The following is a 14,192-nucleotide window of genomic DNA, read 5'->3' as shown; positions in this document are numbered from 1 at the left end:
AAACACCGCGCGCCTTCCTATCGCTGCTGCTGGGTTACCCACATAAACCGTCCAGGGCTCTAGATCACGAAACGTGACTGCAGCACCGCCTAGAATGGCTCCCTCCGCGATATGTACGCCGGGGCCGACGAACGCATTTGCGGCCACCCACCCGTGACGCCCAATGATGATTGGCTTAGTTCGCAATCCGAATTGAGGATCGTGGATGTCGTGGGTACCGGAAACAAGATGAGCAAACTGTGAGACGACGGCATAGTCTCCGATCTGAATTCGAGCTTGGGTATAAGCGAAGGCCTTCCAACCCAAGACCGAACCCTCACCCATTGTGAGGTTTGGAGGATACCAGACGCGCGCGCTACCATAGATGCGAGCGCCATCACCAATTTGGGCGCCAAACGCTCGGAGAAGCACTCTCCTCCAAGCATGAAGGGGTGGAGGTGTCCAAGCGGCGAGTAGAAGCCAGGTTAGGCTCCAAACCGCCCGGAGGAGCCGATGCGATAAAGGGAAGCTTCGTGAGGCAAGCATTTAGGGCTCAACGATCATCATGGTTGGCGTCTCGGTTCAAGTAAGCGCTCGATCTTTCCAGCGCCTTTACCGGCCGGGCAGGGTTGCCTGCGTAGAGTATACACTCCGCATCATTCCGACCGGTAAGGACCGAACCGGCAGCCAACACAGATCGTGCCGGCAAAAGGCTGCCCTTCAGCAGGATAACACCTGTACCAATAAAACAATGATGCCCGATCCGGATTGGCGCACAGGACTGACGGCCATCAATTATTTCAAGGGAGTGCGTCAGAAACTGACTGCGCCAGCCTCCTACAACAGAAAAAGGCCCAATCGAGACCGCATCTGTACAGTCAATTAAATGACCGGCGGTGATAGAAGAATACCCCCCGAGTACCAGTACTGGTTTTCGGCCGACCTGTTCCAAAAAATAGCCATTGGCCCGGTTTCTTGGGAGAGCGGTAATCCAGTTGAAGTTTCCTATTCGACCTCCATCACCGACTTCGAGTAAGTCTAAGCCTTTGATGATGGTGCCTGAGCCGACCCTTCCCTGTGCCCCAATCGAGCATTGGCGCGCCAAGATAAGAGAAAAACCCACCTTTGATGTTTTATGCAGTGCGAAACCGAACACGGAGTTTAGAACTCGCCTCCGGATTACCCATGGGAAGAGCCAAAGCAGAATTTGGGCTCCAGCTTGCAGAGCGACCTTCATGCTTGCCACCCCTTCCCTGTTCCCAGGACCTCCGGGTGCAGGCGTAGCAGGGTAGACATCAGCAAGGACAAGCAGAACATCTCCGCCAAAATAGTGGCAATCGCAACACCGAATGCACCGAATTGCAATCCGAGAAGAAAAGAGCCAATTAGAAAAGCCAGCAGCGTGAAGAGAGTTGAACGGGCAACCTGTTTCTCGGACCCTAAGGGAACAAGAAATTGCACGCCCAGTATATTGTTTATAACTACAAGTGGAACAAGTCCCGACAGAACCTTGAGAAGTTCGACTGAATCCACAAAGGGAACGCCAAGAATGTATCGCACTAGGAGCGGCGCAGCAACAAAAATGAATATACAGCAAACTGATGCAACTACTATTTGAACGGTAGCCGATATCCGCATGAACCGGATCATTTCACTTGGCGAAGCCCTAAACAGATAATTAGTCCTCGGCGTTACTGCGTTGCTGATTTGCCCGAAGAAACCTAAGGCGGCACGCGCAATCCTATCTGCTCCGCCGTAGAGACCTGCCGCTCCGGGGCCTGTAACTGCTCCGGCAATGATTGGAGCCGAGATGGCGTACAAGAGGGCGGCCGCCCGGATTGTGAACGAGTGACGCTGATCTGCGATATTCTTAAACACACTAGCCATTGTGATTGCTGAATTGAGGGGGGGCACTCTTCGCTTTGATGAAATAAAAATAAGGAGCGAACTTATAAAACCTCCAGTCACCCAAAGGGAGAAGGCTAGTATAATGTCGGACCGGCCGCGAACCAGCCCAAACACCAATAAGGTCGTCACAAGCCTTCCAAGTAGAACTCGGGTTGCGATGTCGCGCCCCCGCTCGAGTCCAAGGAGAAGCCAGTCCGTATTTATCGCTGTTCCGAGTAGCGCAAGAATGGCTACTGCTGAAAAGTTGAAGTCACGAACAAAGAAGAAGTCCACAAAAACCAGGATCGCTGCGGCCGGCCCAAGCAACATGAATCTAGTAGCGATGTTTACCCAAAATGTCTCTGCGAGTTTGTCGGGAACATCCCTATGGTGAGCTACAGTACGCGCGGCACTGATGGTGAGTCCCCATTCCACGACTAGGCACACGTAGGTCGTCGCCGCGACGGCGATCACGTACCTGCCGAACCCATCCGTGGCGAATGAGCGGGCGAGCAAGGGTATGGTCAGCAAAGGAAGTACAAGGTTGCTCGCTTGGACGATCATGCCTGCAGTCAGATTGCTGCGGAGTGAGTGGCTCATCCGGCGGAAGCCAAACGTGTCGAAGGTAAAAGCGATCGGCGGACCGGGCGGCGTTGCTTTCCGATTGAGTGCTCCGAAACAGTCATAACGATCGCTGCCGCCACCAGAACCCGCTGCTGGGCACCGAATGGCGAGAAGAACATGTCCCAGAGGTTGAGCAGCCCAAGAAAGATCAGGATCCGACGACTTGAGTCCGTGCTGGATACGCCAGCCTTGATAGCCCTGACACAAACTGTGACAAACAAAATCCAAAATGGCACTGCTAAAACGCCGTGCTCAACCCACGCCCCCAGAATATAAGAATGCGAAGGCACCAGACCGTCTTTGCCGAAGCTCGGTGGGATGAATGCACCACGGGCCTGCAGTTCTTGCGCGAGCATGTCGACGTAAGTCCAGTCTTTCGCCCATGAACCATGTCCCAGCAACGGAGCATCTGCGATCGCCTGCACAGATACCAGAGTTTCCTGCCGACCAGCCTGAAGCAATGAAAGGCCCAAGTCAGACTGCATTCGGTACTTGGCTTGTGCCGCATGACCAAGCTGGCCAGAACCAGCCGCGTACTCGTACATCGATACGGTGCCAGCACACACCCCGACGGTAATAATGACAATCATTGCTCGTGTTTGCAGGCTTGCCTGGTCCCCAAAAAGGTATTTAGAGATACTCTGACGGAACACAACAGCCGCTGCCGACAACATGAGGATCGCGAAGAAGCTCCTGAAGTCTAAGTAAAGGCTCAACACAGCTAGAGCTAACGATCCCACGGCTCGGATAGTGTCCGGCATTCGACGGGGCAGCAAAGAGAACCACGCCCCAGCAGCCGCGAGACCTAACCCAAACTTCCAAGGAGCTTCAGCGAACCCGTAAACCTCAAAAAAAAGGGGCTTCGCTGCGAGACCAACTACTACGCCGACCCAAAAGAAGCGCGGCAGGAAAGCATCCTGCCGGGCGGCACGATCAAGAGCTAGCAAGGCGAAGATTAGAACGACTACCTTCAGCCACCCACGGGCGAAATCCTCAATTGGAGTGGCACGGTAGAGGTCAGTTACGATAGCGCCAAACAGCCAGAGCAATCCGAAGAGTACCGCACTACGCACCGTCTTTGAGGTTTTTGTCCACGAACCTTGCAAGAGCGCACAAACGCCGCCGACTATGCACAGCAGATCAGTACCCATCAGCCGCCCTCCTAGTGGCACCTCTATTATGCAGAGTGTACCAATAAAGAACGCCGCTATCCGCTTCTTACTCACTTGGGTCACGATCCTGTCGCAATTTGTCTTGCAGAGCGGGCTTGCGCGCGCCTCGATTGTAGAACCCTGTACTTGTAACTGCCAAGGAGCGAGCTCAAAATCTGCCGAACGAGCAGTTGCCCGAAAACATGGAGCCTCTCCGCAAAGCGGAGCTTTCGCGCTGCCAGCACTTCTCTGTACGAACGGAAAAAGCCGCTCCAGGGCGGTGCCGTATTGGAGACCCCGCCATAGTGGAAGACAGATACCGGGACTGACATCTTCTTTTGCGGCAACGTCTTGAACGCTTTCCTAAGAAAGAGTGTATCTGCTGACGTTCCGATGGCTAGATCGTACGGGTTGCGCTTGCAGAACGATGAAGGGACCAGAATGGACTGATGACATGGTAAGTCACCCCTCCGGATGCTGTCGTCGGTTATAACTTGGTCTTCATGACGAAGAACTTGTCTCGTTCCAAAGTCATCAATCGTGTCCCCATAGAGCAGATGGGTGCCAAGCAATGAGCGGTTTTCGTATACGGCCCTTGCGAATTCGTCCGGTTGAGCCAATTCGTCCCCTGAATTCAGGAAAAGGATCGCCGCTCCGGATGCTGCTTGTATTCCCTTATTCATCCCGTCGTACATGCCTCGGTCTCGCTCATGCACGTAACGAGGCAAAGAGCTAAGGCTGGTAATTACGTGCTTGCAGCTGTCATCTCGCGAGCCATCAATTACTATGGCCTCAAATTCAGCTCGAGGCAGTCGAGCGATTGATTGTAGCGTGCGGAGCAGCTCACCCGGGTTTTCGAAACATACCGTCACGATGGACAACAGGGGTGTGGCCATCACACGGCCGTCTGCTGCTGACGGAGGAACCAGGGGTAAGTCGCTGCGATGCCATCGCGTTGCCGCACGGCCGGTTTCCAACCCATAGAGATCAGTCGCTCGCTGCTCATGAGCTTCCGTGGTGTGCCATCGGGCTTGCTCGTGTCGAATGCGAGCTCGCATTCGAAGCCAACAACATCGCATACGATCTTGGCGAGGTCGGCGATTGCGATATCCTCGCCGGAACCGACATTCACATGCTCCTCATCGCTATAGCGCTGCATCAGGAACACGCAGGCGTCAGCGAGGTCGTCAACGTGGAGGAATTCACGGCGCGGCGTTCCGGTGCCCCAAATCTCGATGCTGGGTGCATCGCTCTCTTTCGCTTCGTGTGCCTTCCGGATCAGAGCCGGCAGCACATGGCTGGACTGCAGGTCGAAGTTGTCGCCGGGTCCGTAGAGATTGGTCGGCATCGCACTGATGAAGTCGCGGCCGTGCTGCCGGCGATAGGCCTGGCACAGCTTGATGCCGGCGATCTTCGCAATCGCGTACCACTCGTTCGTCGGTTCAAGCGGACCAGTGAGTAGCGCGTCCTCCGTGATCGGCTGTGGCGCAAACTTCGGGTAAATGCAGCTAGAGCCCAGAAACAGCAGCTTCCCCACATCGTGACGATGCGACGCGTGGATCACGTTCGCTTCGATCATCAGGTTGTCATAGAGGAAGTCGGCTGGAAATCGGTCGTTAGCCAAAATGCCGCCGACCTTGGCCGCGGCCAGGAACACGGCTTCGGGCCGGTTCGCTGCAAACCATGTATCAACGGCTTGCTGATCCTTGAGATCAAGCTCGTCCCTCGAAGCCGTAAGTACCTCGCAGTTCTCGCTCGCAAGCCGGCGCACGATCGCACTGCCGACCATCCCACGATGACCAGCAACGAAGACTCGCTTCCCGGCGAGAGAGTAGATCTCCGGCGTCACGAGAGCCGCCCAAGCGGAGCGTCACGCATGATGAAAAGGTCAGCCTCGACCATCTCACGACAGAGCTCGCGCGCGCTGGTCTTGTGGGTCCAACCAAGCTTCTCGCGAGCCTTGGTCGGGTCACCGATCAAGAGCTCCACCTCCGTCGGGCGGAAGTATCGTGGATCGATGGAGACCAAGGTCTTGCCCGTCTCGGCGCATAGGCCCTTTTCGTCAACGTCTTCGCCCTGCCACTCAATCTTCAAACCCACATCGTCGAAGGCCCACTCGACGAAGGTGCGCACTGGCGTCGTCTCGCCCGTAGCGAGTACGTAATCGTCAGCCTCGTCCTGCTGCAGAATGCGCCACATTCCCTCACAATACTCGCGGGCATGCCCCCAGTCGCGCTTGGCGTCGAGGTTGCCCAGCCAAAGCGTCTCTTGCCGGCCGTGTGCTATCGCCGCCACGGCCCGCGTGATCTTGCGGGTGACAAAGGTTTCACCGCGAAGAGGGCTCTCGTGATTGAAGAGGATGCCGTTGGACGCGTGAATGCCGTAGGCCTCACGATAGTTCACGACGATCCAGTACGCGTAGAGCTTGGCAGCAGCGTATGGCGAGCGCGGATAGAAGGGCGTCGTTTCGCGCTGCGGCACTTCTTGCACCAGCCCGTACAGCTCGGACGTCGAGGCTTGGTAGAAACGGGTCTTCTTCTCCAGCTTCAGAATGCGGATCGCTTCGAGAAGCCGGAGGACACCAAGAGCATCGGCATTCGCGGTATATTCCGGCGTCTCGAAGCTCACTTGGACATGGCTTTGCGCCGCCAGGTTGTAGATTTCGTCGGGCTGCACCTGCTGCACCAACCGGATGAGGTTAGTGGCGTCAGTCATGTCACCATAGTGCAGGACAAGACGCGGATCATCGAGATGCGGATCCTCGTACAGGTCCTCGATTCGACCCGTGTTGAACGAGGACGAGCGGCGCTTCACGCCGTGCACGCGATAGCCTTTGTCGAGCAGAAGACGGGTAAGGTACGCCCCATCCTGACCGGTGATGCCCGTGATCAATGCAACTTTAGACGACATGCAAAATGCTCTTCCTCAAAACGCGTTGGGATGGGTGATGACCCGGAGTGTCCGGATCAGGATCATGAGGTCTCGCCTGAGGCTCCAACCCTGCAGGTATTCAAGGTCGGCCTGAACTCGGTTGATGAGGTCCGAGCGGCATTCGGTGGCACCCCGAAAGCCTCGGATCTGGGCAAGGCCTGTGATGCCCGGCTTGATGCCGTGGCGCTCCCAGTATCGATTATCCACTTCCCAGAACAAGGCTTCCTCAGCCTTGCTGGCGAGCGCATGGGGCCGTGGTCCTACAAGGCTCATGTCCCCCTTCAGCACGTTCAGCAGCTGCGGCAGTTCGTCGATGCTGGTGCGCCGGATCAGGCGCCCAATCCGGGTGACACGATCATCTTCGCGAGAAGCAGAGCGGACACCTGCGCTGTCGGTGCCCTCGACGCGCATGCTCCGGAACTTCAGGATCGAGAAGATGCGGTTGCCCTCCCCTACCCTTGGCTGGCGAAACAGGGCTGGGCCGCGGCTCTCAAGTCGAATGGCCAGGGCGATGAGCAGAAGCGGCAACGCCAGGAATAGCAGCGCCGGGGCAGTGACTGCCAGGTCGAGTGCTCGCTTCTTTGCCCGGTTCGTCATTCCCAACGGCTTCAAACCCACGACCAACGTGGGCGTGGAGCCATAGCTGCGGAGGGCCACTGGCCCGAGCCCGGATAGCTCTGGCGCCAGAACTTCTACATCAATACCAATGCCCTTGAGGGCGCGGGTCCAGCCCCCTCGCCGGTCGGGACTTGCCGCCAGGACCACCCGGTCGGCGTGGAGCAAGGCCTTTCCGAGACGATCCATGACAACCGCATCCTGGTTGAAGAAGTCGTCGGCACCATCAGCGATGACCACCAATTCGCCGGCCTGAGGTCGGGTGGGCGCGCCATCGACGATCAGAATGTCGTTCGTGAAGCGCCAGCGGTTCGCGCGCCCAATGGCTTGGCCTACGCTCCAGCGGAACGCGCCGATCGCGACTGCGCTGAGCAACACTCCCAGCCCAAGGACGAGACGGGAAACCGCCTCGCCCGCCTGTAGGATGAAGAGAACACCGATGGCGAGCGCCGCGGTGAGCAGCAGTACCTTCAAAGCGCGTTCAATGCCGTACCTGGGGCTGACAAGCACATCGAGCCCGTACGCTTTTTGCGTGATCGCCGTGACCAGATAGAGCGGCATCAGCAGTGCGAGGAGGCGCAGTCCCTCGATCACATCGAGTGAGTGGAAGCGGAGCATGCTGGCTGCCAGGAATGCGAGCGTCAGCGCCGCGACGTCGACAAGAACCAGGAGGCCGTACAAACGAAGTCTTTGGTTCTGCCGCTCTGGGAGCGCAGAAGAACGCGATCGATGTTGCTGCTGCTGGAGGGCAGTGGCTCGCGGCAGCGGCCACGCATCGTTCAGGGCAGTCGGCCCGAAGGCCGGCGAATTCAGCACCCCTGCAGTTCCCTCCCCTAAACTAACCAGACAGGGCGGTCCCCTGCCGAGGCTGGGGCTCTGCCCATGGACGCGAGGAGCGCACATCCGGATTTTTCCCGGTTTGCGAGATGGATGGCTTAGCCCCTAGCAAGCCGCTCTCTAAGTGGCGGGTTGCAGGCCTGACCGCTGCACTACCTGTTGGAATCCTACATGGCAGATCATCGCTTGAATGAAGGCACCATCCACCCGGTAATCCTCTGTGGTGGTTCGGGAACTCGGCTGTGGCCGCTCTCCCGTGCTGTGATGCCCAAGCAGATGCTTTCGATCGCAGGCAGCGGGACCATGCTTCAGGAAACCGTGGCGAGAACGCGCAGCGATCGCTTTGCAGACCCCATCGTGGTTGCTGGCGAGGACCTCCGTTTCCTAGTCCGGGATCAGCTTACTGAGCTTAACACGAAGGCTGGTGCCATCATCCTTGAACCAAGCCCTCGCAACACCGCACCTGCCATTGCTCTCGCTGCAGCTTGGCTGACGCGTACTGATCCTGACGCACTGATGCTTGTCATGCCGTCCGATCACGTCATTTCGGATCTTGCGAGCTTCCAGCGGGCGATCCAGGCAGGCGTTCCTGCTGCGCGCTCAGGAGCCTTGGTGACGTTCGGAATCGCGGCGCGTCACGCCGAAACTGGGTATGGTTATATCGAAGCTGGCGAGCACGCTGACAAAGGCGGAGCACGGCCCGTGCGGCGGTTCGTCGAGAAGCCTACCGAAGATCGCGCGGCTGCTTACTGCCTTTCGGGACGCCACTTCTGGAATGGCGGGATCTTCCTCATGCGAGCCGCAAATTACCTAGCTGAGCTCCAGACCTATGCCCCTGAAATCGCAGAGAGCTGCGATTCAGCGATTGCTGGTGCGACCCTTGACGGATGTTTTGTGCGCCCGAGCTCAGCTTTCAACGAAGCCCCCGCGGTATCCATCGACTACGCAGTCATGGAGAAGACCGCTCAGGCCATGGTTGTTCCCGAAGTCGAGATGGGCTGGTCCGACGTTGGCAGCTGGCATGCTCTCTGGGAAGTAAGCCCGAAGGGCGCCGGTGATAACGTGCTGCAAGGCAATGTTCTTGCGGAGGAATGCAAAGGCAGTCTTCTGCGCAGCGAGACCGATCAGCTCATCGCCGCGGCCGGATGTGATGATCTCGTGGTCGTAGCGACCCGAGACGCGGTACTCGTTGTTCCTCGCGAGAAGGCTCAGGATACCAAGCTGCTCGTGGACAGATTGAAGCAGCAAGGCAGTACTGCTCACCTCGAGAATGCGCGGGTTCACCGGCCGTGGGGGACTTACGAAACTACCGACCGGGGTAACAGATTCCAGACCAAGCGTATCGTTGTTCGTCCCGGAGCACAGCTATCGCTCCAGCTCCATCACCATCGCTCCGAGCACTGGATCGTGGTGAAAGGAACTGCACGTGTGACGATCGGTGAGCAGGTCCGGTTGCTGCAAGAAAACGAGTCCACCTACATCCCTGCCGGTGAGAAGCATCGTCTCGAAAATCCGGGCAAGATTCCGCTAGAGCTGATCGAAGTGCAGTGCGGAGCCTATCTCGGTGAGGACGATATCGTTCGTCTGGAAGATCAGTACGGCCGGACTGAACTCGCGGTGGCGAGCTAGTCGCGCCGGTCGATGGCTCGCTGAAGCTCGATCAAAGCCGCGAGGCCAACCGCCTGCGTTTTCACCATGATGGACGCCCTATGATCCTCCACCGTCTTCGGCTTGATGTCGAGTTCGGCCGCAATCATCTTGTTGCTCAGACCTCTGCAGAGTGCGCGGAATACATCCCATTCCCGGGGTGTCAGGCTAGCAAGCCGGCGATAGGCCGCGCGGCGATGCCTCGACCAACCCACGGCCTGAGCACAAGCTGCCAATAGGCGCTCCTCGTCGATTGGCTTGGCAAGGTAGTCGACGCCTTGGTGGCGCCGCACAGCATCGACTGCCGCGTGAGCGTGCGGCCATGCTGTCATGAAGATCCAGGCGATCGATGGGTCAACCGAACGCAAGGATTCAGCGACGTCAAAGCCGTTGTCTTCACCCATCATGATGTCGGTCAGGATTGCGTCTGGTCCCGCTACCCGACAGGCCTGCTCCAGGGCGGCGGGCTCGACGAAAGTTTTGGTTTCATAGCCCTCTCGTGCGATCAGCCGCGCGAGCGACGCAGACAGATCAGCATCGTCATCCAGGACGTAGATGCGGCCTAGTTCGCTCATGCTGTTGGCTGCATCGCATCTGGAAGGATCAGGGCGGCTTCCCAAGTGCCAGGGTTGCTCTTGCGTTCCTCGAACCGCCCCCCGTGCAGTTCTGCGATAGCTTCAACGATTGGTCGCCCCATGCCCATCCCTGCCGCGGAAGACTGACCGGGCTTGTATTCGTTGATGACCGCGATCTCGACCATTCGATTCGACTGTTTTCCTTCAACCCGGATGGTCGAACCCGGGCTGGCAGCGATGGCGTTCCTGAGGAGGTTGATCAGCGCCTGCTGAAGTTCGATGGGTGATCCCTTCAACTGAAGACCTTCCTCAAATCGGAACTCAAGCCGAGCGGCAGCGGCTCGGGCCTCAGGTGCCACGATGTCGATGACCTGCCGCAACAGATCGTCTAGTGACACGAACTCGGCCTGATCGCTGCTTGGCTGTCCGTAGCCGCGGAGCCGGTCCAGAAGGTCGGAGATATTTGTGGCCTTGCGAGCAATCAGCTGCGCCAAATCCTTGATCTCACCTTCCTTCGCAGACGGGGTGGACGCGATGCGCGAAAGGTAATTCGTTTCGATCTTAAGCGTCGAGAGAGGCTGAGTTAATTCATGGATCACCGCGAGTGACATCGCTTGCAGCGACTTCAAGCGTTCGGCCTGCCGAATTGTCCGGTCCTTGACCCGAAGGTCGCGCCGAAGCTCACGGCTCGCATCGGAGTAAACTCCTGCAAGGTAGCCCATGGCCGCAATTGCGCCGAGCAGGAGGTGATCTCCGATACGCTGCGGATCGGTTGGGTCATGCACTGTCAACGGCAGCATAGTGACCGCGACCGCGACGATAGCGAACCATGACGCTAGGCGCCCCTGACGCAAGCCTATCCATCCAACTGCAATGAGAAGCGGCTCGAGACTGATCCCATACCCTGCAAAGTTCAGGGCCCACACGGCGAGCAGCCCAACAGACCCCACAATGATGCTCTCGGCCCACTGCTTGGGTGAGCCAAGGGAAGGCCAGGCCCGCCTCTCAATAGCTTTCGCGAGGTATAAAAGTGGCGGAGCTAGGATCAGGACGCCAAGCAGGTCGCCAAGCACGAAAATGGACGCCGTACCAACCAGCGCAGTGAGGCTGCTCTCATCTCCCCGATCGAGAAGATAGTGCGGCGGAAGACTGCAGAGCGCACCGAAGATCGGGGCAATCAGAACTGCAAGCCCCAACCGCATGTCGGGGCCCTGCTCACTAGATCCGCGTCTAAGCAGCCAGGACGCTAGAAAGATAGCGAGGCCGTAGCCCAGAGGCGGGCCGGCGATGCTAAGGACATAGAGTAACTGCTGATCAAGTGAGCCGTACCGCAGCCCAGTGATGAGCAGCACGACAATCGTCTCTACGGCAGCTAGTTTGGGAGCATGTCGCGCGCCCGCATACCAAAGCAGAGCAAATCGAAGGCCCGCGGGCGGGAACCAGAGGCTGTAGTAAAGCGATGTCGACCAAGCTGCGCTCAGCTCGTGAAGGAGCGCAAACAGCAAGGCGTAGCCGGCAAGTGCTAGATACAGCGCACCCGGCGCCGCCAAACGCGAAGACTTCACAAAGGTATAGCCCGTTACGCGACGTCAGGCCCCCTCGCCCAACATACAGTCACTCTTTAGCGCACGAAGAAGCACAGGCAATGTTGTTCTGGCCAGTCAGAGCACGGCGATGGGGGCGAGCGGATGTACTCGCCGCCTCAAGACGACCAACAATCTGCCGTTGGCAGCCGAGGGGCTGACGAATGAGACCGTGCACCAACGCTCCTTGACCGACGCATGGCGATGCAGAAGCAAAATGTGCCTGGTCGCACATCAATTGTCGGTTTTGGTAGTGAATTGGTTGGTGTCGATATAGCCCACCAGACCGGTAGAAGCGATAAACGCCCATAACTGGCGGACAAGCGGATGCCTCACAGAATGGAATCTTGGGACTGCTGGGGCTCTCAACCTCAGGAATTCCGGCTTCAAAGGTTACCGCCTGAGAGCATCTTCGCTGGGGGAACAACGAAAAGCCTCCTCGGAAACGATCCAAGGAGGCTTTTGTCATTACTTCGCATCCTTCAAAGGAAGAAGTCGGGCGGAGAGCTTCCGGGATTGCTGTAGGGGTTCAGACCGATGAAGCTTTGCAGCGTAACCATGAACTCCGCCGTGGCCGCATTTCCATCAGTATCCGCATACAGGATGGTATTTCCCCCAACCTGCGCATACCAGATGCCGAAAGCAGTTGGGTCGTCCCCTCCCCAAGCGAACTGCTGATTGCCAGCGCTGCTGGAGTTGGCATCGATCGCGGAGAAATCGAGTTTGTCGGTCCCGAGAACAAAGTCGGTGATCGTGTCGCCTGTGTCCTTCACGTCTAGGAAGCGGAAGGTATCGACATCATTACCGCCGCTTAGTTTGTCAGCACCATAGCCGCCGATTAGGACATCGTTGCCATTGTCGCCTTGCAGGCTATCGGTGCCGCTGCCGCCATACATTACGTCATTCTCGTTGCTTCCCAGGAGCGCGTCGTTCCCGGAACCGCCGTAGAGAGTGTCTTCGCCACCATTACCGCTCACACTATCATCGTCAGCTTGGCCATAGAGTAGATCATCGCCGGTGTTGCCGGTGACCGTATCCTTTCCGCCGCCGGCATAGATGGTGTCGTTTCCACCCTTGCCGTCGATGTTCTGGTCGGCTGAGCCGCCCGTGATGTTGTCGCCTGCTTGGTTATCACCGTTGATGTTCGCACTGTTGTTGACGGCCGACGTTCCAACGAGCGTGTCAAAGTCGTTCGGGTCTGCGCCATCGAAGACGGGCGGTGGAACCAGGGTGATCGTATCAGTTGCGCCTGCGATCAGAATGGTAACTACTTCGCTTGTACCATCAGCTGATTGGACCGTGAAGCTATCGCTCAGCGACTGTCCATTGTTGAGAGCATCAACGGCGACATTGCTGTTGTTCAGCGTGTAGGTCCATACTCCGGCTGCCGTGAGCGTGAACGCGCCGTATCCATTGCTGGATGCCTGCGCGCTGGTCACCGCCCGGAAGCTGTTCGGAGAATTGTCCACGTCTGCCGCGGTCAAGGTTCCAGAGGCGGTCGGCGTGCCGGCGTTGTTCGGGGTGGCTTCTGTCACATTGCCCGTCTTAGTCCCGCCGATCACCGCCGCATCGTTGGCCCCGGTGATTGTGAAGCTGACCTGCTTGGTGGTGCCGTCGAGCGCCGTTACCGTGAAGGTGTCGACCTTGGTCTCATTCAGCGCCAGGTACTGGGTTGCGCTGTTGGCGACCGAGTAGGTGTAGCTGCCGTTGGCCGCCAGCGTCAGGCTGCCCAAGTTGCCCTGCGCTCCCGTCACGGCGGTCTGGAACGAGGTTTGGTTTTGGTCGGCATCGCTGATCGAGATCGATCCGCTGGCCACCAAGTTGCCGTTACTGACCGCCACATCCTCGGTCACCGCTGCAACCGTTGGATCGCCGATCACCGGACCATCGTTGGTGCCGGTGATTGTGAAGCTGACCTGCTTGGTGGTGCCGTCCAGCGCCATCACCGTGAAGGTGTCGACCTTGATCTGGTTCAGCCCCAAGTATTGTGTGGCGCTGTTCGCCACCAAGTAGGTGTAGCTGCCGTTGGCTGCCAGTGTCAGGCTGCCCAGGTTGCCCTGCCCTCCCGTCACAGTGGTCTGGAACGCGCCCTGGTTCTGGTCGGCATCGCTGATCGAAATCGAGCCGCTGGCCACCAGGTTGCCATTGCTGACCGCCACATCCTCGGTCACCGAGGCAACCGTCGAATCGCCGATCACCGCCGCATCGTTGGTTCCGGTGATGGTCACCACGATCTGCTGGGTCGCAGTGCCGTCCTTGCTGGCCACCGTCAGCGTGTCGGTCAGGGTCTCGCCTGCCGGCAGCTGCTGGATCGCGGCCAGCCCGTTGTCGAGCGCGTAGCTCCAGGTGCCGTCGGCTGCGAC

The 14,192-nt window shown here is 58.2% G+C and carries 11 protein-coding genes; 1 reads left to right on the top strand and 10 read right to left on the bottom strand.

The annotated features are described in order from the left end of the window. Positions 1-532: 532 nt before the first annotated feature. The 7 genes from ACFQPG_RS07675 to ACFQPG_RS07645 form a co-directional block, all read right to left on the bottom strand. Positions 533-1,216: an acyltransferase gene (locus ACFQPG_RS07675; protein WP_380811597.1), complete on the bottom strand. Its 684-nt coding sequence runs from the start codon at positions 1,214-1,216 to the stop codon at positions 533-535. Continuing rightward, the gene (locus tag ACFQPG_RS07670; protein ID WP_380811595.1) at positions 1,213-2,466 is read right to left on the bottom strand and encodes an oligosaccharide flippase family protein; all 1,254 of its coding nucleotides are present in this window, start codon (positions 2,464-2,466) and stop codon (positions 1,213-1,215) included. The genes ACFQPG_RS07675 and ACFQPG_RS07670 overlap by 4 nt, the downstream gene beginning before the upstream one ends. Next, positions 2,463-3,641, bottom strand: a complete 1,179-nt coding sequence (locus ACFQPG_RS07665; protein WP_380811593.1) for a hypothetical protein — start codon at positions 3,639-3,641, stop codon at positions 2,463-2,465. The genes ACFQPG_RS07670 and ACFQPG_RS07665 overlap by 4 nt, the downstream gene beginning before the upstream one ends. A gap of 80 nt (positions 3,642-3,721) precedes the next feature. After that, the gene (locus tag ACFQPG_RS07660) at positions 3,722-4,537 is read right to left on the bottom strand and encodes a glycosyltransferase (RefSeq protein WP_380811591.1); all 816 of its coding nucleotides are present in this window, start codon (positions 4,535-4,537) and stop codon (positions 3,722-3,724) included. Continuing rightward, complete coding sequence (locus ACFQPG_RS07655; RefSeq protein WP_380811589.1) at positions 4,537-5,490, bottom strand: GDP-L-fucose synthase family protein; 954 nt, start codon at positions 5,488-5,490, stop codon at positions 4,537-4,539. Before ACFQPG_RS07655 ends, ACFQPG_RS07660 begins: the two co-directional genes overlap by 1 nt. After that, on the bottom strand, positions 5,487-6,551 hold the full coding sequence (gmd, locus tag ACFQPG_RS07650; RefSeq protein ID WP_380811587.1) for a GDP-mannose 4,6-dehydratase: 1,065 nt from the start codon (positions 6,549-6,551) through the stop codon (positions 5,487-5,489). Before gmd ends, ACFQPG_RS07655 begins: the two co-directional genes overlap by 4 nt. A 15-nt stretch (positions 6,552-6,566) precedes the next feature. Next, on the bottom strand, positions 6,567-7,748 hold the full coding sequence (locus tag ACFQPG_RS07645; protein ID WP_380811585.1) for a sugar transferase: 1,182 nt from the start codon (positions 7,746-7,748) through the stop codon (positions 6,567-6,569). Between the two features lie 447 nt (positions 7,749-8,195). Between ACFQPG_RS07645 and ACFQPG_RS07640 the strand changes: the two genes are divergently transcribed. Beyond that, positions 8,196-9,653: a mannose-1-phosphate guanylyltransferase/mannose-6-phosphate isomerase gene (locus ACFQPG_RS07640; RefSeq protein ID WP_380811583.1), complete on the top strand. Its 1,458-nt coding sequence runs from the start codon at positions 8,196-8,198 to the stop codon at positions 9,651-9,653. Here ACFQPG_RS07640 and ACFQPG_RS07635 read toward each other — a convergent pair. The 3 genes from ACFQPG_RS07635 to ACFQPG_RS07625 form a co-directional block, all read right to left on the bottom strand. Further along, positions 9,650-10,246 (bottom strand): response regulator transcription factor, encoded by a 597-nt coding sequence (locus ACFQPG_RS07635; protein WP_380811581.1) that lies wholly within the window; start codon positions 10,244-10,246, stop codon positions 9,650-9,652. The two genes, ACFQPG_RS07640 and ACFQPG_RS07635, sit on opposite strands and share 4 nt — an antisense overlap. Further along, positions 10,243-11,811 (bottom strand): sensor histidine kinase, encoded by a 1,569-nt coding sequence (locus ACFQPG_RS07630; RefSeq protein ID WP_380811579.1) that lies wholly within the window; start codon positions 11,809-11,811, stop codon positions 10,243-10,245. Before ACFQPG_RS07630 ends, ACFQPG_RS07635 begins: the two co-directional genes overlap by 4 nt. Before the next feature lie 500 nt (positions 11,812-12,311). After that, positions 12,312-14,192: VCBS domain-containing protein (locus tag ACFQPG_RS07625; protein ID WP_380811577.1), on the bottom strand; the 1,881-nt coding region annotated here is incomplete at its 5' end.

The organism is Sphingomonas sp. GCM10030256 (assembly GCF_042666415.1).
Lineage (GTDB): Bacteria > Pseudomonadota > Alphaproteobacteria > Sphingomonadales > Sphingomonadaceae > Sphingomicrobium.
The sequence above is the reverse complement of the archived record's forward strand: the minus strand, read 5'-3'. Positions and strand labels throughout refer to the sequence as shown.

What these genes read in the sequence shown, in the direction of transcription:
- ACFQPG_RS07635 (WP_380811581.1), bottom strand. Translation starts at nt 10,246, where the DNA reads ATGAGCGAACTAGGCCGCATCTACGTCCTGGATGACGATGCTGATCTG.
- ACFQPG_RS07670 (WP_380811595.1), bottom strand. Translation starts at nt 2,466, where the DNA reads ATGAGCCACTCACTCCGCAGCAATCTGACTGCAGGCATGATCGTCCAA.
- ACFQPG_RS07665 (WP_380811593.1), bottom strand. Translation starts at nt 3,641, where the DNA reads ATGGGTACTGATCTGCTGTGCATAGTCGGCGGCGTTTGTGCGCTCTTG.
- ACFQPG_RS07645 (WP_380811585.1), bottom strand. Translation starts at nt 7,748, where the DNA reads ATGCCGCTCTATCTGGTCACGGCGATCACGCAAAAAGCGTACGGGCTC.
- ACFQPG_RS07660 (WP_380811591.1), bottom strand. Translation starts at nt 4,537, where the DNA reads ATGGCCACACCCCTGTTGTCCATCGTGACGGTATGTTTCGAAAACCCG.
- gmd (WP_380811587.1), bottom strand. Translation starts at nt 6,551, where the DNA reads ATGTCGTCTAAAGTTGCATTGATCACGGGCATCACCGGTCAGGATGGG.
- ACFQPG_RS07640 (WP_380811583.1), top strand. Translation starts at nt 8,196, where the DNA reads ATGGCAGATCATCGCTTGAATGAAGGCACCATCCACCCGGTAATCCTC.
- ACFQPG_RS07675 (WP_380811597.1), bottom strand. Translation starts at nt 1,216, where the DNA reads ATGAAGGTCGCTCTGCAAGCTGGAGCCCAAATTCTGCTTTGGCTCTTC.